15 protein-coding genes are annotated in these 24,213 nt (G+C 59.6%); 14 read left to right on the top strand and 1 reads right to left on the bottom strand.

Annotated features, from left to right (window positions below; translation table 11 throughout):
* The 12 genes from VB144_11980 to VB144_11925 form a co-directional block, all read left to right on the top strand.
* Positions 1–2,002 (top strand): hypothetical protein (locus tag VB144_11980; protein MEA4884348.1); only part of this gene is annotated, 2,002 nt, incomplete at its 5' end.
* Between the two features lie 96 nt (positions 2,003–2,098).
* Complete coding sequence (locus VB144_11975) at positions 2,099–2,752, top strand: hypothetical protein (GenBank protein ID MEA4884347.1); 654 nt, start codon at positions 2,099–2,101, stop codon at positions 2,750–2,752.
* 413 nt (positions 2,753–3,165) lie between these two features.
* Positions 3,166–6,516, top strand: coding sequence for an Ig-like domain repeat protein (locus tag VB144_11970; GenBank protein ID MEA4884346.1), 3,351 nt, complete (start codon positions 3,166–3,168; stop codon positions 6,514–6,516).
* Between the two features lie 99 nt (positions 6,517–6,615).
* Entirely contained in the window at positions 6,616–7,257 is a 642-nt protein-coding gene (locus VB144_11965; GenBank protein MEA4884345.1) for a hypothetical protein, read from the top strand.
* A 660-nt stretch (positions 7,258–7,917) separates the two neighbouring features.
* Positions 7,918–8,739, top strand: coding sequence for a hypothetical protein (locus VB144_11960; GenBank protein ID MEA4884344.1), 822 nt, complete (start codon positions 7,918–7,920; stop codon positions 8,737–8,739).
* Positions 8,740–8,845: 106 nt separating this feature from the next.
* Complete coding sequence (locus VB144_11955) at positions 8,846–10,231, top strand: tryptophanase (protein MEA4884343.1); 1,386 nt, start codon at positions 8,846–8,848, stop codon at positions 10,229–10,231.
* Positions 10,232–10,451: 220 nt separating this feature from the next.
* Positions 10,452–10,826 carry a hypothetical protein gene (locus VB144_11950; protein MEA4884342.1) on the top strand — a complete coding sequence of 125 codons (375 nt, stop codon included), beginning with the start codon at positions 10,452–10,454 and terminating at the stop codon, positions 10,824–10,826.
* 297 nt (positions 10,827–11,123) lie between these two features.
* Positions 11,124–12,089, top strand: coding sequence for an L-lactate dehydrogenase (locus VB144_11945; protein MEA4884341.1), 966 nt, complete (start codon positions 11,124–11,126; stop codon positions 12,087–12,089).
* 120 nt (positions 12,090–12,209) lie between these two features.
* Positions 12,210–12,611, top strand: a complete 402-nt coding sequence (locus VB144_11940; GenBank protein MEA4884340.1) for a 4Fe-4S binding protein — start codon at positions 12,210–12,212, stop codon at positions 12,609–12,611.
* Between the two features lies 1 nt (position 12,612).
* Entirely contained in the window at positions 12,613–14,466 is a 1,854-nt protein-coding gene (locus VB144_11935) for an aldehyde ferredoxin oxidoreductase family protein (GenBank protein ID MEA4884339.1), read from the top strand.
* Positions 14,467–14,736: 270 nt separating this feature from the next.
* A complete protein-coding gene (locus tag VB144_11930; protein MEA4884338.1) occupies positions 14,737–14,970 on the top strand; it encodes a MoaD/ThiS family protein in 234 nt (77 codons plus the stop codon).
* 896 nt (positions 14,971–15,866) lie between these two features.
* Entirely contained in the window at positions 15,867–18,419 is a 2,553-nt protein-coding gene (locus VB144_11925; protein ID MEA4884337.1) for a DEAD/DEAH box helicase, read from the top strand.
* 13 nt (positions 18,420–18,432) lie between these two features.
* On the opposite strand, the gene VB144_11920 is transcribed toward VB144_11925, so the two are convergent.
* The gene (locus VB144_11920) at positions 18,433–19,545 is read right to left on the bottom strand and encodes a PRK06851 family protein (GenBank protein MEA4884336.1); all 1,113 of its coding nucleotides are present in this window, start codon (positions 19,543–19,545) and stop codon (positions 18,433–18,435) included.
* 126 nt (positions 19,546–19,671) lie between these two features.
* Between VB144_11920 and VB144_11915 the strand changes: the two genes are divergently transcribed.
* Positions 19,672–20,802 carry a LiaF-related protein gene (locus VB144_11915; GenBank protein ID MEA4884335.1) on the top strand — a complete coding sequence of 377 codons (1,131 nt, stop codon included), beginning with the start codon at positions 19,672–19,674 and terminating at the stop codon, positions 20,800–20,802.
* Positions 20,799–23,369 (top strand): M28 family peptidase, encoded by a 2,571-nt coding sequence (locus VB144_11910; GenBank protein ID MEA4884334.1) that lies wholly within the window; start codon positions 20,799–20,801, stop codon positions 23,367–23,369. The genes VB144_11915 and VB144_11910 overlap by 4 nt, the downstream gene beginning before the upstream one ends.
* Positions 23,370–24,213 lie beyond the last annotated feature (844 nt).

Genomic DNA, 24,213 nt, shown 5'->3' with positions numbered 1-24,213 from the left:
GGAGGTCGCGTTCGCGGCTGTGACCATCGACACGACGCCTCCCGCGATACCGGGCATCCCGACCACGGCAAGCCCGACGAGAAACACCTCGCCTGTATGGGTGTGGGTTTCTTCCGGGGCGGACGCGGTGAGCTACAACGTATACCTTGACGACGGCTTCATCGCCAACGTGGAAGTGCCGACCTACACCACGGTCGGACTTGCTGAAGGTGCGCACCACCTGCAGGTGACGGCTATCGACGCGCTAGGAAACGAGAGCGACGTCTCCGCCACTGGCCATGTGGTGATCGACCTCACCGGTCCTGTGGCGCCTCATGCGCCGAAGGCCGACGAGAATCCGACGATCAAACCCACGCAGCACTGGCAGTGGGACTATGTCGAGGATGCGAAAACGTTCCAGATGCAGATATCCGCGGATGGCGAGACCTGGGGCGACCTCATAGACGTAGGCAACGCTGCCACATACGTCACGGAGTTCACTGGCAACGGCGTCACCAGATACCTGCGGGTCAGGGCCACAGATGCCCTAGGAAACGCAGGCAACTGGTCCGTCGCTGGCTCCGTGTTTGTCGACACGGTGGCGCCTGCATCGCCCGCCGGCTTGGATCTCACTGAGCCTGCCGGCACGCTCATCGACGGGATTCTGTATACCACCGACGGCACGCCCAAGGTGAAGTGGAACTCCGTGGTCGATGCCGTAGGGTACACGGTTGAGATCGACGGACAAGGCTGGATGAGCACGACCGGGACATCCTACGAGTTCACCGAGGGCCTGGCCGACGGCGTGCACACTGTGAGGGTGAAAGCAGGCGACGGCCTGGGCAACTGGAGCACATACTCCGGTTCGCTGACCTTCACAGTGGATACGACAGCGCCTGCGGTTCCAGACGTCCCAACAACTGCAAGTCCCACCAATGCACTCAGGACGATCTGGGCATGGACTGCGGTGGATGGCGCGGCGAAGTACCGCGTGTACGAGGATAAGTCCGACAAGGGCTTCGTCACGGATCTGAGTTACCAGTCAACCAACCTGACTGAAGGCACTCACTACTTGCAGATCACGGCCATTGATACTCTGGGCAACGAGTCTGCCAGGTCGGCTGCAGGCAGTGTGCTGGTCGACCGAACCGCGCCCCCAGTCCCGGAGATGTCGCCGCTGCCGACGCACACCAGCGAGAACAGAGTGACATTCTCTTGGTCCTCAGTAGGCGATGTAGTGGGATACGATTTCACCTGCAGCACCGTCGGTGAAGCGAACTGGACTGAGCCTGAGCGAATCGCGGTTCAGAGCAAGACTGTGGACATCTCGGAGGTCGGAGATGGACGGTCCGTCAGAGGGCGGGTCAGAGCCTACGATGCATTGGGCAATGTCTCTGAGTGGTCTGAAGAGGTCTCCACAACGGTTGACCGCACCGGCCCGTCCGTCTCGGTGACGACTCCGACACAGCAAGTTAGCACTAACATAGCCACGTTCACGTGGAAGTGGTCGGGGACTGACGATGGCGCAGGAGTCCAGGGTTACTGGGTGAGGCTGAACGGCGGAGCGTGGTCGTGGACGACCGAATCCAGCTACACATGCAAGTCGCTCCGGCTTGCAGACAATGTCCTGGTGGTCAAGGGCGTAGACGGAATCGGAAACGAGAGCGCCGAAACCGTGGCGCCTTCAGTCAACCTCGTGAACGTGATGATCTACGATGCGATGCCAGCGCCTGGCGAGCATCCCATCAACGAGGTGTCCACGATAGCCTTCAGCGTCGTGGGCCTATATGATGCGCCTGTTGAGGTGCTCATGGGCGCCGAACCGCTTGAGCACGACTGGCGCATCGTGACGATCACCAACACGCCAGCCATCGCCAAGTTCTACATCCTGCTTGACGATGCGGTGATGGAGCCCGGCCCGATGACGATTACGGTCAAGATCGGCGAGATCACGAGATCCTTCGACTACCAAGTGCTCTCAGAGCGCAGTGGCTTCGGATTCGGCCGCCTGCGCCCCTGGTAACTAGCTGAACGACGGCAAGCCGGGCGGGGGCGCGTGCGCCTTCGCTCGGCCCTGGGAAGACAGCGCGGGCAGGCCCGCAAAGGAGGGTAAGCCAGAATGGCCAAGAGGTCAGCATACCTCGCAGCGCTCATTCTGATGACGGTGGTCCTCGCTGGGTGCGTGGTCCAGCCGCCGTTCAACGAAGCGCTGGAGAGGCAAGCTGTGATAACCGCTCTTAACGGCTGGGTGGCTGGAGTCGAAGAGTACGATGTCAATGCCATGGCAGGAACGGGCATCATGGCTCCAGCATTCAGGCTCAACATAGGGGGAACATGCAAGACTCTGGGGAGACTCCTAGAGGAACTGAAGGAAGATGAACTGAACCAGGCATTTTTCCGAAGGGATAGAGGGTACAAGATCCGTCTCGATATCGACGGAGCAGTAGATGGCGGTGTGGATAAGCACGAAGTGGACGACATCGTGAACGCCTGGACCATCGTGTCCATTGACGCGCGGAAGGCGGAGGTCACTGGATTCTTCGAGGTGTACGAGACGTATAATGGAACCGTCGGCGGCCCTTACGCTCCGTACTGGCGCTCCGACAGCGGATCCATCAAGATCAACCTGATCAGGCTTCCGAACGCCTGGAAGATGGAATCCATGCTGCTGAAGTACGGGTCCGGGAACTACCCACATGCCTCAATTGGCCTGGACGGAACCGGATCTTCTGAGCCCACTGGATTCGGGTTCGGAACCTACACTGGCTGGTAGCTGAGGGCCGGTAGGGGAAGCGGGGACTTCCTGAGGCCGGGCTCCAGAGCTGCCAAAACATGCGAATCACAGCAAAGGCGGGCGCGGGTGTCGTGCCCGCCTTTGCCTATATTGCGCATGGCAGCCGGCGGGGATGCGGGCTTTCCAGATGAGATTTGCGGACGATGGAGAATTCAGCTGCGGGTTTAGCAGGCAATTTGGGAGATTGTCGATTGGCTGCCTGATCCACCATTCCCGGATAATTCCGAGCATATCAAAGCATTTGGCTGAGATGTGGCGTATATCTCCAGTATTTCCTGTAATGAACGGACATCTGCCGACTGAGCCCTCCAAGTCGATCAACCGACGCACGATAGGGTTCGGTTCAAGGTGCGTAATCGTGGTTGTCAATCCACGTGAGGGGAGACGGGCCAATGAAACCATCCTGGCGCAGACTGGCTGCGGCGATCACTGTGGCGCTGTTTGCAGCGTCCTTGGCCGGTGCGGGCTATGCCGTGGCTAGCATAGCGAGTGTCCAGATTGACTCTCCCACAACCGGGGCGCCACAGTATGCGAAGGCGGGAACAACGACGGCTGCCATGGCCGTCACTGTTGCAGCGAACCCCGGGGATGTCGTCTACCTCGACTCATCTGTAGGCAGTTCGCCGATCGCGACCGCGGGCCCGCAGACCGTCGGCGCATCCGGGCATGTCACGTTCACGTCAGTAGTGGACATCAGCGGGGCGGCAGAGGGCTGGATGGATGCGCATGCAAGTGCACGGCTTGGCCCCCCGGGCTCGCCATCTACGGATGCAGTACAGGTCAGAGCAGTCTGCATGGACAAGACTGCCCCCGTGATCAGCGGATGGACTCCGGTCTCTGGAACAACGCTGCCGAACCGGACTCACCAGGTGTTTACTGTTCAGATAGCTGACCCTACCGCGGGCGTAAGCGCGATAGCGCCAAGCCTTTCGGGGGGCGGCACAATTACGTCGAGGAGCTACAACCAAACGACAGGCACAGCCACCATTGTGCTCGACGACCTGGCCTACGGTCCTCACACGCTGCGGCTGGTCGCTTCCGACAGATCGGGCAATGACGCTTCGGAAGCGGTTGATTTTGTCGTTGACGATACAGTCAAGCCCGTCATCGATGAGATGACGTGGGACCCGCTCGATAACTGTTGGTTATCAGATGCCAACTGCGTGGTCAGCGTGGGTGTGCGGGATGCTGCCCCTAGCAGCGGCATTAACTCGGCTTCGATCACAGTCGCGTCTGATCTGGGCGGCGGTGCGATCAGCTCTAGCTACACGGGAGGAAGGATCAGAATCACGGTAGCTAATCCATCCGAGGGCGCCCACTGGCTGCGAGTCGGAGTGTCAGATTCGAAGCCTAACACATCGGACGAGAAGACGTTCCGGTTCAACGTCGACAGGCATGGACCGGTGTTCTCCGACCCTAAGCCCGTGAGCGGCCTTGAGACGAACAACACTAGCATTGCGCCTAGCATCATAATCAGCGACTCAGGCGCGAGATTGGCGCCCAACAGCGTTATCTGGACCATGACAGGGCCGGCTGGTGTTGCGGTGATCGGCCAACCTACATGGGATGATGCGTCATCGAAGTCGACCTTCGTACCCGACAGGCCGATATCGGCTGATGGCGCATACGTCCTGAGTGTAAGCGCTCAGGACAGGATCGGCAACACGTCAGCATACCCTGCGATCCCCTCGAGCTGGGGGTTCCTGCTCGACACCGTAGCCCCCGGGCTCCGTAGCTGGCAGATCGAGGGCCCTGTGTATGAGAACGGTGGAGTCGTCTACACAGCAGCAACACAGCCTAAGGTCAAAGTGACTGTGATCGACAACCCTGGAGGGTCCGGGCTCAACGACGCAACGGACCCACTTCGGGGGCATTTTAGGGTCCGCGTGTACGCGGACAGCGGCATGCAAAGCGAAGTTGTTGGCGATACTGCGTTCGGGCTCAGACCCACCGCAAACAGCGGTGAGTGGGCTGCGGAATGGTGGCCTAATGCTGTAATGCCCGATGGCGATTACTACGTGAAGGTTGAAGCGGTGGATGACGCAGGCAATGAGGCCTCGATAAGCAGCACGAGCAGCGGCCGTCTGGTCTTTGTGGTCGACAGCTCTCCTCCTTCTGCTTTTGGCGAAGCAGCTGTTGGAAACATCAACACCGCCAATGGAGCCCGGTTCACGAATAGCCGCGCACCTCTTGTTTCGTGGGATGCTTCAACAGATCCGAGCAGCACAGACGGAGTGTCCGGGTCCGGGCTTCATGGGTATGAGCTTCAGGTGTGGACGAAGAGCCCGGGCGACACGATTCCGACCGGGTCCAAGTTATGGGAGGCGCCTTCGGGCGGCAGTCGGTGGCCTGTGATGCCCACTGGAACGGGCAGTGACTGGTGCACAGTCGGCAACGAACTCCCGTTTCGGTCAGGCGTGTCCTATGGCGCCTGGATAAGGGCATGGGATATGGTGGAGAACGGTTCCGCATGGTTTGATCCGCCCTTCACATTCGATGGCGACGCCCCAAGCGATCCTGGAGCGCCGGATGTCGCCGGGTTGGGCACAGGCAGGCGCATTGCCAGCACAATGCCCACGTTGGTCTGGACGCATTCCACTGATCAGCGCCCGGGCCAAGCCCAATCCGGTGTTGATGGGTACGAGGTGAAGATCAGGCGGTTCGGAAGCCCTTCCTGGGACGTGGTGAACACGTTCATCGACATCGACGACGAGGACGTTGACGACGCTCCGCCTCCTGCGCCCGCCGATGTGCCGTTAAGCGGCACTATTGCATGGAAGACGACCCCGCTGGCGGACGGGGAGTATGAGGTGCGCATACGCGCGAGGGACGTTGCCGGCAACACGTCGGGATGGGTGAGCATCGCCGATCCCAGTTGCCGGTTTGCCGTCGATACAACCCCTCCCGCAGTGCCCGGAACGCCCACTACGACAACGTCAACCTGCAATCCCAGGCCGACGTGGGACTGGGAAGAGGTTGATGGCGCTGCCGGGTACCGGGTGTTCCTCGACGGTGCGGCTGTCGCTTTGGGCGTGACCCAGTCGGCAGCAGCATGGACTCCCAGTTTTGATCTTTCCGAGGGCTCTCACTACATTCGAATCGCTGCGGTAGACAAACCCGGCAATGAGAGCGGGAAATCCCAACCTGGATACGTCGTGGTCGATACGATCGGTCCTGAGGTCACAGTGGTGTCGCCCGCGTCCGTCGTCATGACGAACAGCTCCACTGTTACGTGGGAGTGGTCTGCAACGGACGTTGGGACCGGCGTGAAGGGATACTGGTTCACCTTCGACGACTGGGCGAGCAGAACCTGGACGACAGATGCCGCGCTTGTGAGAACGGTAGATGCCGGCGATCACATTCTCAGAGTCAGAGCCGAAGACCGGGCGGGCGCCATCGGACCAGACGCCGTCTTCCCGGACGTAACCGTCGTTGGGCTTGCGGTGCGCGTGCTCTCGCCGCCGGAAGGATCATACAGGATCAACGAGGTATCCACGATAGAGATCGAGGTAATCGGCCTTGTAGACGCCAGGATCAGTGTGACGGTCAACGCCGTCGAGCTTGACGCCGCGCACGTGGTGACGATGGGCCGGACGAGGCGATGTGTCCTGATCGATGAAACGGTGTTTGCGGGTGGCCCGACCTTGACTCTCGTGGTGAGCGTGGGTGGTGAGACCGCAAGAAGAACCTACATTATCGTCCCGGGGCGCACCGGGTTTGGATTCGGTCGGATCCACCTGTAGCGGTCGACGCACCGGATCCCGGCAACTTTCACGGGCGTGCGCACGCTTGAGTGAGCGCTGTGGGGGCATCTGACAATGCCTGCAAAGGTGGGAGCTGGAATGGCAAAGAGAACCTGGGCCCTGGTTTTGCTTTCACTTATGACCGCCCTGCTTTCCGGGTGTACGCTCCAGACGCCAATAGATGGGGCGCAGGAGAGAGTGCAAGTGATGGCCGCCCTCAACAGCTGGGTGCGTGGGGTGGAAGCATACGAGATGGATGCCATGGCAGGAGACGGCGTCATGGCCGCTGGCTTCAGGCTTACGATTAAGGAAGGAATGAGCACTGAGACAAAGGACCTTGCCCGGCTTCGTAGCGAGATCAGCATTGACATAGATGAACAGGCCCTGCTTCGGATGACCAAGGGCTATGTCATCAGGCTGGATATCGACGGCTCTGCCGCTGCCATGGATGTGCCTGGCGTCATGGATAGTATCAACGGATGGGCAGTGGCGACCATCGTCGGGTCGACGGCGGAGGCGACGGGATCCTTCGAGGTGTACGAGAAGACAACTAGCATCCCCGAATGGCGGTCCGACAGCGGATTCATCAGTGTCGGCATGGTCAAGACCACGGCTGGCTGGAAAATGGAGTCCATGACTATCAAGTTCGGCAGATGCGAATACAGGGCCAGAGCTTCCAGCGCCGGAATGGCTGGCATGTCCGCAGGAGGATTTGGGTTCGGAACCTACACTGGCTGGTGAGAAAGCAAGCCCTAGAGGCGTATGACTGAGATCTAGCAGCGCGTGCAGAGGCGAGGCGGGCATTGTGCCCGCCTCGCCTCGTGTTGGGTGCGCCCGGCATGATCGTTGGCTAAGGGGTGAAAGCCCCGAACGGCGAGCGAGTATGACGAACTGGACGGTTTGCGCCCAGGTCTTGGTGGAAACTGGACGGTTTGCGCTCAGGCCTTAGCGAAACCTGGACGGATTATGCCCACATCGATGGCATTTGGAGTCTTGGGCTATACTCTGGCGGGTATCGTGGGCGTAGCAAGGAGCTGAAGAAGTCTTCAGGTGGGCGGATACTGATCAGGTGTGGTCCTCGGATAGGCTGATGCGGACCAGGCGGCGCCCTCAGGTGGGTTGATTCTGACCCAGATGATCTGTCCTGCGATGGCGTGGGTCGGTACGGCACCCTCTTTCTGCGGCAAGCTGGGGCATTTTCGTCCATGTTGATCACACAGCTGGGCAATTCTGAACCAGCTTGCTTGGCATACCCCCCGTTTCGATTGTCTCCACCCAAGGGATTGGACTGGTATGCATCTCATTCCTGCCGTCTCCCCAACTTCTCCCACTCCCAAGGGATTGCACTTTGCAGCACTGTATGGCATAATATGGGAGACAATATGAGTGGAGGCGTCATCAATGCCAATTGCAGGAAAACTCAAGCTCTTCGTGATGGATCAGCTGCTTGATGACACCATAATCAGCCGAGACGCGAATCATCTGTACCAGATCATATCCGCCAAGAAACCAGGCTCCATTAGCGAGCTCAGTCGGATCTCGGGCATCAGAAGAAGCAAGGTGCGCAGCGAATGCCTATCGCTTGCCAAAGCAGGGTGGATCACTACGCGCACGAAATCCGGTCGGAAGACCGCAGTTGCCGCCATTCCCCATCATGTCCAGTCGATGATGGCGGCCCGGCTCAAGGCCGAGCGTGAGGTGACGCCCCGCGTCGGCGAATTCCTGATGAAGTCCATTCTGGATCTGTTGGTTGCGGACTGCGAGTTCATTGAAAACGCTCGTCCTGCTCACCTTGATAGCATCCACACCAATCGTCCGCTCGAATATGATCGGCAGTACTTGGAGCCAAAGGTGGCGTTCGAGTTCAATGGCCGCCAGCACTACGAGACAACCTCGATGTTCCCAAAGGAAGATGCCCTGCGAGAGCAGCAGATCAGAGACCACATTAAGGTCAGCCTGAGCGTGAAGAACAACGTGACCCTCATCGTGATAACCGAGGCAGACCTCACGATTGAGGGAATGCGCGAGAAGATTGGCGACCTTCTCCCACTCAGAGAGATCGATGAATCAGGCCCGTACGTTAGGATGCTCATAACCCTCTGCCAGCAGTACATACTCATTTGCCGAAGGCTTCGGGAAAAGGAAAGAAAGAATGCGCAGACTCGTGCGGGCGGTCAGCCCGATGCAGGGACTGCCCCGAGTGAGACCGAAGTAAACATCTGACGGTGGCCGCGAGAACTCGGAATCACCGGAGAGACCGGCGCCGCCCAGGGCGGGCGGGGCGTGGTCCGCCGGCGCCCGATATGCGGATGAACAGGGGGGCATTGTGTTGAGGTCTAGAGACTCTTACGCAGAGCCGTACCGGATCAAGATGGTCGAGCCCATCAAGATGACCACGAGGGAAGAGAGGGTCCAGAGCATCCTTGAGGCGGGCTACAATGTGTTCAACCTCAGATCGGAGGACGTGTACATCGATCTCCTCACTGATTCCGGCACATCGGCCATGAGCGATTCGCAGTGGGCTGCGATGATGCTTGGCGATGAGGCGTACGCCGGCAGCAAGAGCTTCTTCAAGCTCCGAGATGCGGTGCGCAGCATCACAGGATACGAGTTTGTGGCCCCGACCCATCAGGGCCGAGGGGCCGAGCATGTGCTCATGACGACGCTTGTGAAGGCAGGGCAGCGAGTGCTCGGGAACATGCATTTCGATACCACTGAAGGTCACATCCTCCTCCGAGGCGCGGAGCCGGTGAACCTCCTGAGGCCTGAGGGTTACGTAATCGAGAGCGATGAGCCTTTCAAGGGAAACATCGACCTCGACGCCCTGGATCGCGAACTCGCAGTTCACAGCGGAAGCGTCGTGCCATTCGTTATCATGACAATCACATGCAACAGCAATGGCGGGCAGCCGGTGTCGATGGATAACATCAGGTCCGCGAGCGCCATTGCCCACAGGCACGGAGTGCTGATGATCTTCGATTGCGCCCGCTTCGCGGAAAATGCCTACTTCATCAAGACCCGCGAACCTGGCTATGCCGACAAGAGCATCATCGAGATAGCACGGGAGATGTTCTCATACGGTGATGGGTGCATGATGAGCGCAAAGAAAGACGGCCTTGTGAACATGGGCGGATTCCTTGCGTTTCGGGATCGCGATCTATACAGGCGCGCTCTGCAGTGGGTCATACCGTTCGAGGGGTTCGCCACCTACGGAGGGCTTGCCGGGCGCGATATGGAGGCTCTGGCAGCGGGGCTTTCAGAGGTCCTTAATGAAGACTACCTCGAGGATAGAACCGGGCAAGTCGCCTACCTTGCTGAGCTGCTGATTGATGCGGGAGTCCCGGTCATAACCCCGCCAGGAGGGCATGGGGTGTATGTGGATGCCAAGGAGGTCCTGCCCCACATCCCGCAGGCGGAGTTCCCGGCGCAGGCCCTCACTGTGGAGCTCTACATCGAGGGCGGGATTCGCGGGGTGGAACTGGGAACATGCGCGTTCGGGCGGACCGACCCAAACACTGGAGAGCCAATATACCCGCAGCTAGAGCTCGTGAGGCTGGCCGTGCCAAGGAGAGTCTACACCGATAGGCATATGCAGCGCGTCGCGGCCGCGTTTGAGGGCATACTCGCCCGGCGTGACTTGGTCAAGGGGCTCAGGATCACCTATCAGGCGCCGGTGCTCAGGCATTTCACGGCTGAGTTTGAGAAGCTGGCCTGAGCTACTGCCGGAATCGCTCGCCTGACGGAGCGCCCAGCCAGACATGCGCCAGATACGCTCCAGGCTAGCGATGGATACGCCCCCGGGCACTTGTCGCGTGTTTCGTGGCCCATTGGTCGCTCAGCTGCGGCATAGCCTTACGCTCGATGCAGGAGACTCAGCGGTATCTGTCGAAAATGCCCATATGCGTTATGATTTCGTGAGGAACGGGGGTGCGCGCATGAAGCGTGTGCTGTTGGCAGTTTCCGTGCTCTCTCTATGCCTTCTGGCCGGAGGGTGCACACTCTACTTCCTCGGATCGGCGAGTGTGAGCGGTGCGGTATATGAGCTATCCGGGTCTGACAGAGTCGCCATTCCCGGTGTTCAGGTTACGATTACGTCTGCATCGGATCCAAAATACACGGCTGACTGCCCTACTAGCCTTGAAGGGCTGTGGTTCAGCCCGCCGCTGAGGCGCGACAAGTACACCGTTCAGTTCTCCAAGGAGAACTACGGGAAAGTCCAGATCACCGTGGAGCTTCGTCAGAAAGGGGCCAACGTGGTGGCGCCGGATGTATACCTGGCGAAGCTGGACACTGGGGGCGGAGGCAAATAGGCCGGATCGGGTCGAAGTTCGGCTGGGCTTGAACGGACCGGCTGGCAGAGCGACCGCAGGAGCCTTCAGAGTGTCTTCAAGGTGCTTTCGGGTGCTGCAAAAATGCTGCTGGAATGCTGTTGGCCAGCGCTATGAAGCGCCTGCTCGGGAATGCGTTCCCGGGCGGGCGTTTTTTCGTGTCTCTGCCTGGTTTTCGTGTCTCTGCCCGGTTTACGCCTCGCAATCGACATCCTTTCTTCAGTTCATGCTGCGCATACTACGAAGACTACGCATAGGGCTGGATGGGAGGAGTAGCGCATGCGCTATCGCGCTTCTGGAAGGCGTCGCACCAAGGTATCAGTGGTGGGCACTGGCCTTGTTGGATCAACATTCGCATACACGCTGATGATAAGCGGCCTTGCCTCGGAGATTGTCCTGGTTGACGCGAGGGAAGGGAGAGCGGAGGGCGAGGCGATGGACCTCTCCCACGGGGAATCGTTCGTTCCCCCTGTGGTCGTGGCGAGCGGCGGATGGGAGGCAACAGCTCATTCCGACCTCGTCGTGCTAACGGCCGGAGTCGCGCAGCAGCCGGGTGAGCCGCGCCTGGCTCTCGTGAAACGGAATTTGAGTGTATTTCGCTCTGTGGCGCCTGAGGTGGCCAGGTGGAGCCCTGACGCAGTGCTTTTGGTAGTTACTAATCCTGTTGACATCATGACCTATGCTGCAATGAAGCTCTCCGGATTTCCCGCTGCAAGAGTGGTGGGCTCGGGGACCCTCCTGGATAGCGCGAGATTTCGTCACCTGCTCAGTGTCCATTGCGGCGTCGCTCCGGCCAATGTGCACGCCTATATAGTGGGGGAGCACGGGGATTCGGAGGTGCCTGTGTGGAGCACAGCCAACATAGTGGGCCTCAACCTAGATCAATACTGTCCAGTGTGCGGCAAGGGGTGTGGGCGGGAGGTGAGAGACGCCATCTTCGAGCAGGTGCGAGGGGCAGCTTACGCCATCATCCAGCGGAAGGGCGCCACCTACTACGCCGTCGCCCTCGCAATGACCGCTATAACTCGGGCGATTCTCAGAGACGAGAATGCGGTGATGACAGTCTCGTGCCTGATAGACGGGTACTGTGGTGTTCATGATGTGTGCCTCTCCATACCGGCCGTGATCAATAGGGGAGGCGTGGATAGGCAGCTTGAGATACCACTGGCGCCTTCGGAGCAGGCAGGGTTCGTGGAATCGGCGCGGATTCTTGCTGACGCAGCCAAGGAGGCGGGGCTTCTCTGATGAGCTAGTGTCGCATGCATGCTCGGCCTCCACTCCGGGTGCGCGCATGGAACATGAAGGTATTGCGTCGCTTCTGTCGTAATAACTCACGGATGCGCAGTCGGAAGGAGGCGTCGCCATATGAGGCTTGCGGCCAAACACGATCTGTGCTCTGGGTGCAGAGTGTGCCAGGTTGCGTGCTCTCTTGAAGTACTTCGAGAGAACAACCCGAAGAAGGGGCTTCTCAAGATCGTGCCCCATTTCCCCGCGCCTGGAAAGTACGAGGTTAAGTACTGCACTCAGTGCGGACGATGCGCCGAAGTCTGTCCAGTTGAGGCCATTGCCCTCGTGGACGGGGTATACCGTATCGATTCGGAAACGTGTATCGGATGCATGACCTGCGTTGATGAGTGCCCTTACGGAGTGATGGTCGCCAGTGAGGGCGAGGCCGTCCCGTCCAAGTGCATACTGTGCGGCGCATGTGTTGAGATGTGCCCACGAGGAGCGATATATGACGCCGATTCCGGGGAAGGGGGAAGGTAGAGTGCAAGGGGGCTACATGGGCAAGATCCTCAGGGTGAATCTCACAAATCGCACATCGAGCACGCAGCCGACCGACCCCGGGATGGCCAACGATTACATAGGCGGACGTGGGTTCGTCCACAAGATCCTCTATGATGAGGTTCCGGTGGGAGCGGACCCGCTAGGGCCGGAGAACAAGGTCGTCATAGCCCCTGGCCCTCTCTCCGGCGTGTTCATGCCTGCAAGCGGAAAGGTCCAATTCGGCGCGAAGTCCCCTGCTACTGGCATACTCGGCGATGCAAACATGGGCGGGCACTTCTCAGCTGAGGTGAAGTACGCTGGATATGACGCGATCGTCATCGAAGGCATGGCGGATCGCCCTTCGATAGTAGTAATCGACAACGGCAAGGCTGAAGTGCGCGATGGCTCCAAATACTGGGGCAAGGGTTCTTTCGCTGCAGAGAAAATGCTCAAGGACGATCTCGGCGAGGACTTCCAGATCGCCATCATCGGTCCCGCTGGCGAGAACAAGGTCGGCTTCGCCTGTGTGTCCCACGATTTTGGAAGGCAGGCCGCGCGGTGTGGGATAGGCGCCGTGCTAGGATCGAAGAGAGTCAAGGCAGTGTGCGTGCGGGGCTCCAACTCCGTGCCCCTATCCGACCCGGATGGCGTGTATGAGCAGGGGAAGAAGATGTTCCACGCTTGCTTCGAGAAGCCTGGCTTCAAGGAGTGGACTCCCCTGGGAACTCCAGGCGTTACTCCATGGGTGAATGAGGTTGGCGCATTCCCAACCAAGAACTTCTGGACCACTTACTTCGAAGGACATGAAGACATCGGCGGGCAGGCCATGAAGGACAGGATACTAGTTACCGACAAGGGCTGTTTCTGTTGCCCCACTCCGTGCGGGAAATACTGCCTCACCAAGGTGGGCGACAAGCAAGTGTATGTGGAGGGGCCGGAGTACGAAACCGTCGCATTGGTGGGCGGAAACTGCATGCTCAAAACGATCGAGGAAGTCGCCTACGCCAACTGGGTGTGCGACGAACTCGGCCTCGACACCATTTCCGGCGGGAATGTGATCGCGTTCGTCATGGAATGCGCGGAAAAGGGCCTGCTCACAGAGGAGCAGCTCGGGAGAGCGGTGAAGTGGGGAGATATCGAGTCGTTCGAGTATCTCGCCAATCTCATTGCGTTCCGGAAGGGCATCGGCGATCTCCTGGCAGATGGCGTCAAGGCGGCATCTCGTAAGATAGGCCAGGGATCCGAGAAGTTCGCGATACACGTGAAAGGCCTTGAGTGGACTGGTTACGAGGCGCGGTGGGCGCCGGCAATGATGCTTTCCTATATGACCGCAGACATCGGTGCGCACCACAGCCGCGCCTGGGCCATCACGTACGACGTGGCCAAGGGCCGGGACATCACCGAGGGCAAGGCGGAGAAGGTGATTGAGCTTCAGAGAATCCGTCCATCCTTCGACTTGCTCGGAACCTGCAGGCTTCAGTGGGTTGAAATCGGGTTTGAATACGACCACTACCCGGTGATGTTCGCTGCAGTGACCGGGCGGAAAATAACTGTGGATGAGCTCTATCAGGCGGCAGATAGGGTATGGAACCTCACGAGGACTCGCGCGTTCTTGGAGATTCCGGGCTTTGGCAGGTCGTGGGATTACCCGCCAGCCAGGTTCTATGAGGAAGAGGTGCCTACCGGGCCGGCCAAGGGTAAAGTCATCCCCAAAGACAAGCTCGATGCCATGCTCGACGAGTACTATGCCCTCCGAGGCTGGGATTCCAATGGAATGCCCACCCGCGAAACCCTGGAGAAGCTTGGGCTCGATGGCTGTGTCAGAGATCTGGAGGCAAAAGGCCTGCTCAAGTAGGCGAGGGCGCGGCTCATTGCCGGTCTGTCGCGAGGTTTGCTGTACGGTTTACTGCACGGTCTGCCGTGCGATTTGCCGTGCGATTTGCCGTGCGGCTCGCTGTGCAGCTGGGCCTAGATCGCAACCGTGATCAGTAGCAGTAACAGCTGGTCGCGGCTGTGGCTGGCAGCAGTCGCGGCCAGTCGAAACCGCGGCCGGTTGAAACCGCGGCCAGTCGAAACCGCGGTCAGTCGTTCGTGTGATTGATAGATGATTGGAGATCGGTTCAGGATGCAGGTCAAGGTGAAGGTGCACGGACATGCGAGGGAGTACTTCCCCGGCCAGAGAGAGGATTTCGTCTATGAGTTCTCTCCCGATGCGACCGTGCTCGACATGTTCACGGCCCTCGGCATCAAGCCGGAGCTGGTCATGAGTGTAGTGGCGGACGGTGTGCCGGTGCCGAAGACCCATGTGCTTACCGACGGAGAGGCGCTTCTCCTCATTACCCCGGTGGCGGGAGGGTAGGCGCGAGCTGGCCGGCGGCCCTGCGTCCTCTCTGTACGCGCCTATGCGTCATAGCGCCGTAGTGCTTTGCGCAATTGTCCTATTGCGCTATTCCACTGCAGTAATTCTGCGCTCTCAGGATCCCTTGCCCTCCCGAACTGAGGAATGCCAAGACCCATACTCGGCGCCCGCGGGCGGTGGCGCCGAGATTCTCATTTTTGAGTGAAACGGCGGGCAGAGATTCTCATTCGTGAGGGTTTTCTGGCGGTCCACGCTCATAAATGGGAAACTCCGCCCCGTTTCATGGCCCGCGCCATCGAGGCGCGATTGAATCCCGCCAGTGGATTGCCGTGCAGGAATGCCCGCTGTGGCCACAACGCACGTAGCTGGACATAGCTGGACATAAAGGAATCGCGGCGCGCCAGCGCCGCCTACCTCGGACACATCCAAGCCGACGAGCTCTGTGATACCATTCATGTTTGCTGGCCCCCTTCGTATGTAGCTCTGCGCTGATATGCTGCTTCCAGTGCAACCTACGCAGTGCGATGGCGGGGCTGGTCTTATTCATCATGACTTGGCTCTCGGGCGCTTCTGACCATGGGCGGAGGTCATTCATCCGTTCCAAGCCCGCCGTCGTGGGACGGCGCAGGGGGGCAACGGCATCGCCCTGGCTGATCGCCTTGGCTGATCGCCTTGGCCTACCGCCTTGGCCTACCACCTTGGCTTGTTCTCCCGGCCGACCGCTCGATCACCCGGGGATTACCGGATTACCCTGGCTGATTGTCCGCACACACGATAACCTGTATACTCAGGATGGCGGCTGTCCATGCTTGGTGTAGAGGCTCGTCGCTCCCGCCCGCTCATCGCGGTGGTCGGGTGCTTCCGAATACTGAATGCGGCTTGGGTGGGGTACATATATGGAGCAGACCGAAAAACGCGACCACAGGAGACGACCACACGGCAGGAGGCGGGCCAGGAGACCTCAGGAGGCGCCCAGCGGGGCAAGGGCCACTGCAGCAGGGCGTGCAGGGCGCGCCTCTAGAGACGTTTATCCCCTGCCTGCAGGTGAGGTTCTGAAGGGGACCGCATCTGTCGCTCCAGCTTCGCGACTGGAGGAACTGGGCGCGCAGGCCGCGACTGGCCCACTATTCGATCCAGTCGCCGTTCAGCTGTCGGATGGCATCCCTTTGGAATACCGAGGCTTTCAGCTGGACCCATTCCAAAGAGAGGCCATCAAGCATCTGGAGGCTGGCAGGTCGGTCCTGGTATCGGCGCCTACTGGAGTCGGAAAGACCCTCGTCGCCGATTACCTCATCGAGCGCATGTTCAAACTCGGCCATCGGGTGATATACACTGCGCCGATCAAGGCCCTAAGCAACCAGAAGTTCAAGGAGTTTAAGCGCCTGCTCGGGGCGGAGAATGTGGGGATCATCACCGGAGATGTCACTATCAACTCCGGTGCCCAGATCCTGATCATGACCACGGAGATATTCCGGAACATGCTTCACCTGAGCCCCGAGGGGCTCGAAGGCGTGTCCCATGTCATTTTCGACGAGGTTCACTATCTGGCAGATGAAGAGCGGGGAACTGTCTGGGAAGAGTCCATCATATTCATGCCCGAATCCATGCGGCTCCTTGGGCTCTCGGCGACTATTCCAAACGCTGACGAACTGGCCTTCTGGATTCAGGACATAAAGGGCCACGAGGTCGCCGTGGTCCGTCACTTCAAGCGTGTTGTGCCTCTGAGGCAATTCGTGTACGACGTTGCCAGAGGCGCATGCACTTTGGAGGAGCTCAAGGAGTTCAAAGCCAGGCGCGACAAGGAGCTGGAGGAGGCTGACGAGCTCTGGGCTTCCGAGGGCTCGCGGTATGCCCCAACGACCCATCTCGATCTCGTGGCTAGCCTCACGGAACAGCGAAGGCTCCCTTGCTTGTATTTCGTGTTCAGCCGCAGGCAATGTGAGGAGAAGGCTGACGAGCTTGCGCGGTCCATCGATTACCTTTCGCCGTCTGAGCGCCGCGAGATACTCAACTACTTCGACGACCGAATCGACGGAATGGGCATCGACTCAATGCCCAGCGTGAAACAGATGAGAAGGATTCTTCAGCGTGGGATAGCCTATCACCATGCTGGCCTGCTGCCTGTCCTCAAGGAGATAGTCGAGGATCTGTTCGAGCGCAGGCTGATCAGTGTGCTGTACGCCACTGAGACATTCGCGGTGGGGATCAACTTTCCGGTGAAGTCCGTCTGCTTCGACTCGGTCCGCAAGTTCAACGGCGTGGATTTCCAGCCTATGACCGCGCAGGAGTACTTCCAGATGGCCGGGCGAGCTGGCAGGCGAGGGATCGACCTGGAGGGGTACGTGTACATACTGGTCGACCTGAACTACTTTCACCCGGAGGAGTTCCCTAGCACCGATGAGCGGAGTGTAGAGCCCTTGGTTAGCAGGTTCACCGTGTCATACAACACGGTGGTCAACCTTATCGCCACACGGTCCGCTGACGAGATCCGAAAGGTGCTCAAGCAGAACTTTGCAAGTTACCAAACAAGTGCTCAGAAGCGGGAGATCGAGGCTGGGCTTGCAAGCGCCAGAGAACTCGAGACTGAGATCGTGGGGCGTGCATGCGAGACCCTGAATCAGCCTGGCTGTCCCCTGTACGCAACTGGCCTCAACACGAAACTCGCAGAGCTTCGGCTTCAGCTGAAAAGGGTAGCGAAGCGCCGACGAAGCAAGGAGAGGCGAGCGAGTATCAAGGCGGACATGGACTCGCTCCGCGCGGAACTGGGCGCCCTCACCTCGAAGGAGTGCTCCACTGGAGAGAAGCGGGCCTGCCGAAGGCTTCTGGCCAGGAGGGGCGTGATCGTTGGGAGGATGGAAAGCCTCTACGAGAGAATGCGCCGGCTCGGGAGCGAGGAACGGTTCGTCCACGACTTCAAGCGCAAGCAGGCGCTGCTTGAGAGGCTTGGGTACATCCAGAATGGAAGGCTCCTGCCCAGAGGCGAGATCGCCAGGGAGATCCACACGCAGGAGCTCCTTGTTACGGAGCTCGTATTCTCCGGGGTGTTCCACGACTACGACGAGGATCAGATTGCTGCATTAGCGGTGTGCATCGACTACGAGCCCAGGCGTGGAGAGTTCCCGGCTAAGGGCGTGCCTTTCGATGTGGATCGGATCAGGGATATAGCGGCGCAGATCGAACTTGTGGAGGAGAGCTACACCGGAGCGAGCGCCATTAGGTTCTTCACTGGGCTTGCCCCCCTTGCCTACAAGTGGAGCCAGGGCGCCGACTTCGCCGGGCTATTGAGGGGTTCAAACTACGCCGAGGGAGATGTGGTGTCGGCTTTCAGGCGCGGGATCGACCTGCTCCGGCAGGTTCGTGCGGCCTGCAAGGACGACCCCGCTTTGACCGACAAGATCACCGAGACCATGAAGCGGATTGACCGGGATGTAGTCGAGGTGATTCTTTAGTCGAGGTGATTCCCTAGTCGCGGGGAGTCTCCTCAGCGAAACGGAGGATTCGCTCCAGCGTGCGGTGGCGAAGGGCGCGAACGGCGTCGAAGTCGATGTTGGGAACGTAGAACGACTCGAGGAAGTCGTGCATCTCCCGGGCCTGGTTGAGGAAGAAGATGGCCCTTCCCATGGCTTCGTTCATCAGTTTCCGGTCGTATTCGATGATCTTCTCATTTCGCTCAACTACTGCAGGATCCAGGCATTGGGCCATGTCCACTAGCGTATCATCGTTTCCAATGGTCCACTGGTGGGGCTCAACTGAGGTTATCACCGCTACCCCCAGGGCGGGTATGATCAGGTGCTCCAAGCTTGCGGGATTCAGTGAGCAATGGAAGAGCTCTACATCGAATCCGCACTCCAAGGCGCGGTTGGCGGCATGGGTGATGAGCCGTGATTTGCCTGACCCAGGCCCGCCCTCGACAACATACCGCCGGGAGCATGCTGCGACCACAGTCTCGAGGTGGTTGACGAACCCCGCGGGAGTGATGGCTGAGGCGAACAGGTGACGCTCGGCGCCTGGCCTATCCGCCACATTAGCAGTGCCTATGATGTCGCCGATTACCGTATCTGCCACCTTGTTGGCGGCGCCGTGGTCGAGTCCCTCGGCGTTTGCCTCACTCCAGTCATCCAGAACATCGCTTGCGGTGCGCAGGAATCGGTACGCGCGCTGGAAGAGGCGCGACACGTCTTTCGTGCATGCTACGATCTGGTTTCTGGCCGCCCGCATGGCAGATTCGTCCCAGTACTCGCCCATATACAGTATTTCGTCCACAGCGCCAGGAAACACCGGATCAACAATGTGGGGAGCAGTGCCATCAATCAGGGCAACGCCGATTCCCGGAAACACCACCCCGTCGAGGGATTCCGGATCAGACGAGCAGTGAAACAGCTCCACGTCGTAACCTCGGGACAGCATGTTCTCTCCCACGTATTTCATCAGCGTCGACTTTCCTACCCCCGGTCCGCCCTTGATCACTATCACTCTCGCGGCATCATGACCTATGATATAGTTGTAGAAGGAATGGAAGCCAACTGACGTATTGCCGCCGGCGAACATCTGCCTTACAAGCGCGTGCGAACTCATGGTATCGCCTCCTGCCTAGATCGGGTCGTCATTACTGTATGCAAAGGGGCGAATGGGAGTCTGCGGCCTGGAGGAAATTCCGACACCAGAGCGAATCTGCATGGTTCAGAGAGGGAGGCGAGAGCTGTGAGCGGTAGGAGAGTCGGGGACTACACAGGCGCTATCATCCTGATCCTGGTGGGTGTGGTTCTTCTTCTGAACACTACTGGTCTCTTGGCGTGGTCTGCGTGGGCGTCACTGTGGAAATACTGGCCTGTGCTTGTGATACTGTGGGGAGTCTCCATCATGTTCGGGCGCGGGAGCGCACTTGCGGGGATTCTCATTGCCGTGTTGGCTATTGCCCTTGTTGTCTCAGCGGTATCGTACGTGGCGCCTGAGGCTATGCGTTACTCGCGTTCCGACGGCGGGGTTCTCCCGCACCACAAGGAGTTCAGCGTCGCATACGATGACTACAAGCCTTCAGAAACAGAGCTCAAGGTGCGGCTGGGCGCAGGGGATCTGTTCCTGTCCACTGCGAACGGGGGAAACCTCCTTGATGCTGTGGCGGACTACTCCGTGTCAGGACGGGCTCCGCAGCTACGGACCACGCAGTCTGGTGGTCGCCTCACGATGGAGTACCAAACTGATCGTGAGGGACTATGGTTTGTTCCATTCATCTCGCGTGGTAGGGAACAGCACCGGATAACCCTTGGACGTCCTGAGATTCCCACATCCCTGCTACTGGAGGTGGGCGCCGGCAGAATCGATGCTGTGCTTGAGAAACTGGCCGCCCGCAGCATATCGATAACAATCGGAGGCGGCGAGGCGAAGATGGAGTTCGCGACTCCTCCGCAGTCAGCCAGCTTGATCTGGGGCTGGGGGAGCAGCCGCGGGGCTGGAGAGCTCGATTTCCATGTCGGGGCTGGAACCATCCGCATTGCGGGCATCGGCAACTCAAAGCTCACACGTGTGTCGGGCGAGCTGGGCGCAGGCTCGGCGAATCTTGACTTCTCCGGCTCTTCGATCGATCACGACATTACCGCAGACGTGAACGTGGGAACCGGCAAGCTGAGTATTGTCGTTCCAGAGAGCCTCGGGCTCAGAATCCGGGCCAGCATAGGAACCGGGAGCCTCTGGGTGGATGGCGAGAAGCGGAGCCAGCGGAACATAGGCGCCGAAGACACCTGGGAATCGCCGAACTACAGGACTGCTCGAGCCCGGCTCGACGTAGTGGCTGATGTTGGTCCTGGCAAGATAGAGGTGGAGTGCATCCATTGATCCCTCCTCCGATCGGGGACTCTAGGCATAGAACGGAGCGCTGGTCGGCGCGCCGTCGTGGCGCAGCCTTGGCCGTCTTCCTGGTGTTGACGGCCTTGTTTGCGTATCATCTTGCAGTGATGCCAAAGGCCCTTGCACGGCAGTCATCTGTTCCGATGGCGAGCGCTGCTGCTGCAATAGCCCATGTGCGTGAGATCGCGTCCCGCATAGGCCCGCGTCCAGCGGGCAGCGCCTCTGAGGAGGCCGCTGCCGACTACGTGGCTGCGAAGTTGGCGGAGTACGGGTACGAGGCGCGAAAGGTGAGTTTCGTCCGCACCGTGGGAGATGTGTCGGCATCATCGGTCAATGTGGTGGCGGCGATGTCAGCGGCGATGTCAGCGGCGACGCTAGAGGCGGAGGCAATGTCAGCGGCAACGTCAGAGGCAGCAGCGGAGGCAATGCCAGAGGCAACGGCCGCCGGTCCAGCCTCTGGTTCGAACTTGAGCAGCGACGCTGGCGCGGTGCTCATCTGTGCATCATTGGACACTGACTTGCCGGAATCGAAGGGTGCGAACGACAATGCTTCTGGTCTGGCCGCCATGCTCGAGTGCGCCAGGGTTCTGGCGGGATCCCCCCTCTCGGATAGGGTCGTGTTCGCGGCATTTGGCGCTACGGGAATGGGCCGCTCTGGTTCGAAGTCCTTGGTCGAGCACCCTGAGGAACTGCCGGGCGGACTCGGCCGTATCATGCTTGCGGTGAACCTGGATTCGGTTGGCCGGGGCTCCAGGGTTGCACTCATTCCGTGGGGAGGGCGAATGGCGCTGGCCCGGGTGGATCTCGTCGACCTGATGCGGGCAGTAGGCGCCGTCCAGGGTTCGCACGTCCGTTTCGACCCCACAACTGCAGTGCTATCAGAGGTTCGGGCGGATCACTCCCCGCTGCTGGCCGCCGGGATTCCCGCTGTCACCATAACGACTGAGGCATCCCTGCCGTATGCTCCTGAGGCATATGTGCCTCTACTAGGAGACACGATCGACTCCATCGAACCCGCCTCGGTCGCATTGGCCTCAGAGGCGGCTGTGGCGGCTCTGGAATGGGCGGTCGGCCGTGATCTCCTGGGCAGGCCTGAGCGACCGTACATGGTCCTCAGCTTCCTCCGATGGATAGTCATGATCCCATACACTGTCAGCATTGTCGCAGCTTCGATTGCGGTATTGCTCGGCGTGGCGTCGGTCGCCGTGGCCCGCACGACTCTGTACGACGATCTCACCCGTGTGCGCGGTGCAAGCATTCCGTCGGCCATGGCGACCTCCCTGGCAGTGTTCGTCATCCTTGCGGTCTTGCTGTGGACGCTCTTCCTTCCGTCTGCGCTGGTAGGGGCCTGGCGGGGGCTGGAACGGCCTTGGAGCGCCTATCCCGGGGCCTTCGCCATTGCAGGTGTTGCCGCAGGGCTGTTCTTCTCTATGCTCGTGTCAAGGCTAATGGGTGTGAGCATACGGGAGGAACTACGCCTTCCGATGGTTCAGATCTCCTTGATCCTCCAGATGGGGCTCGTTGGTTTCTTCCTGGCAGTCCTTCGTGTTGGGTCCATCCTGCCTGCGCTCGGGCTGCTTGCTACTGAAATTGCCCTTGAGCTGCCTGAGGGGTTCGCAAGGCGGTTCCTTGCGTGGACTGCGCCTGTGCCAATGGTGTGGCTGGGGGTGAGGGCCGGAATGGGCGTGGGCAGGGAATTTCTCAGCGACATCCTTGGGGTCCCCATCATCCTCTGCCTATTGGTTGCAGCAGCTGCACTGCCATATGCACTTGAAATTCTCGCCATAGTCCCCGTTCAGAGGCGTCAAGTGAGTTCAAGGCGGAGCTTTGCCGACCTGCTTTCCGATGTGCCTGCCGGATCTATCGTGCGGGAGTACAGATACGGTCTGGGCGCCCAGTCCTCCTCGGCGAGCAGTCGGAGCACAAATCCCCACGCAGCGCTTGTGCCAGTGGGGTTGCTCGCCGTCATCACCACTGGCATCCTGTTCGCTTATCCAAGCTACATCCCTGAAAATCCGCAGCTAGTGCGGGTGACACAGATCCTCGGCGACTCAGGAGGGGAACGTATCGCTTTCGAAAGCACCGACAACATCAGGAATGTGATCATGTCTTCAGGCGGTGCGGCGCCTCGACAAGAGACTATCAGCACGCGCGGGCCCCGGTTCTCTGTGCCGTTCAGGTTCAATGCCCCATCGGTGCGGCTACATGCGACGATGGCAGGCACAGTGCTTCGGGCGCAGCTCACCGCGGGAGATGCCATGGAATGGGCTGTGCTGGAGGTGGTAGGCTCGCCGGATCTGCAGGTGATCAAGTGCTCCAGATCCTACGAGGTGGTGAGGAGTGACGGCGAGGCGAGGGTGAGGATGGCGACTGCAGGTGAAGCTGGCTCTGTTGATGTCGAAGTGGAGCTCTCGGCGCCTGAGGGCGCCGGGCTGCGTGTGGAGGCCACTGGAGGCTTCCTAAGGAATCCCGCCGGAATCGCGCTATCAGGGGCGGCGAAGCATTTCTACGAATCCAATCGGTTCTTCCTTTCTCAGCCTGTTCGCGCCCAGTAGAGAACGCGGGCTGCAAATCCAAGAATCCTGCGGCTCGCCTGTTCCAGATCTTGTCCAGAGTACGCCCAAGCATCGAATCGTTGAAGTCCTCTACTCTGTGCCTGGAGCATTGGCTTGGCATCGCAGAGGGCAACATCCCGCCCGCCGCCCATTCACCCGTCGCCCTTTCGCCCGTCGCTCACAGCCGCGGAAACGAATCTACGGTTCCTGAGATTCCGGTCTCGCAGGCGGTCAATGTCGATCAAACCGGCATCGTCGCGTGCTCAATCTCACATCCCGCATGTAAATGTTCCCAGCTTGGAATTCGGAGATGAGCCCCTCAACCAATTCGGCGAAGAATCGGTGTAGATACTAGCGTCAAAGCCTGCAAGCCGAAGGAGTCGTGGCGCATCAAAACCGGGGCGCGAGTCTATCCCATGTTCAGCACCATTGGGCGTTCAATCGCTCGGTTCTCGCTGCAGCCCTGAGCTCGTTAGGTAATCTGTACCTGGAGCATTGCCTTGGCATCGCGTAAGGCAACGTCTCGCACGCCGTTTATGGCCGCTGATGAGGCTCCGTGGTTCTCAAGATTCTGGTCCCGCAGGCTGTCAGTGTCGGCCAAACCAGCACTGTCGCGCGATCAATGCGACTCAAATGGACATTGACCATTGGGTCAGTGTCCATTTGGTCGACATTGACGGTCCGACTCCCGCGGTCGAGGTTCGCGCAGGTTCCATAGCGCGCGCGGGCGATTTCCGGAAACACGTCTAGCTGCGAGTCAGCCGCGCCACATTATGCCATGATCCCGCCCTCTCGCGCGCAGTGTCGCCAATCTCGCCGGAACGCGCGTTTGGAGGGTCTCAAT

Source organism: Clostridia bacterium, assembly GCA_034926675.1.
Classification (GTDB): Bacteria; Bacillota; DTU025; order DTU025; family DTU025; genus JAYFQW01.
The sequence above is the reverse complement of the archived record's forward strand: the minus strand, read 5'-3'. Positions and strand labels throughout refer to the sequence as shown.

Bases quoted from the DNA above. Each gene is read 5' to 3' on its own strand.
- VB144_11975 (MEA4884347.1), top strand. From the start codon at position 2,099: ATGGCCAAGAGGTCAGCATACCTCGCAGCGCTCATTCTGATGACGGTG.
- VB144_11945 (MEA4884341.1), top strand. From the start codon at position 11,124: ATGCGCTATCGCGCTTCTGGAAGGCGTCGCACCAAGGTATCAGTGGTG.
- VB144_11925 (MEA4884337.1), top strand. From the start codon at position 15,867: ATGGAGCAGACCGAAAAACGCGACCACAGGAGACGACCACACGGCAGG.
- VB144_11940 (MEA4884340.1), top strand. From the start codon at position 12,210: ATGAGGCTTGCGGCCAAACACGATCTGTGCTCTGGGTGCAGAGTGTGC.
- VB144_11970 (MEA4884346.1), top strand. From the start codon at position 3,166: ATGAAACCATCCTGGCGCAGACTGGCTGCGGCGATCACTGTGGCGCTG.
- VB144_11930 (MEA4884338.1), top strand. From the start codon at position 14,737: ATGCAGGTCAAGGTGAAGGTGCACGGACATGCGAGGGAGTACTTCCCC.
- VB144_11920 (MEA4884336.1), bottom strand. From the start codon at position 19,545: ATGAGTTCGCACGCGCTTGTAAGGCAGATGTTCGCCGGCGGCAATACG.
- VB144_11950 (MEA4884342.1), top strand. From the start codon at position 10,452: ATGAAGCGTGTGCTGTTGGCAGTTTCCGTGCTCTCTCTATGCCTTCTG.
- VB144_11965 (MEA4884345.1), top strand. From the start codon at position 6,616: ATGGCAAAGAGAACCTGGGCCCTGGTTTTGCTTTCACTTATGACCGCC.
- VB144_11960 (MEA4884344.1), top strand. From the start codon at position 7,918: ATGCCAATTGCAGGAAAACTCAAGCTCTTCGTGATGGATCAGCTGCTT.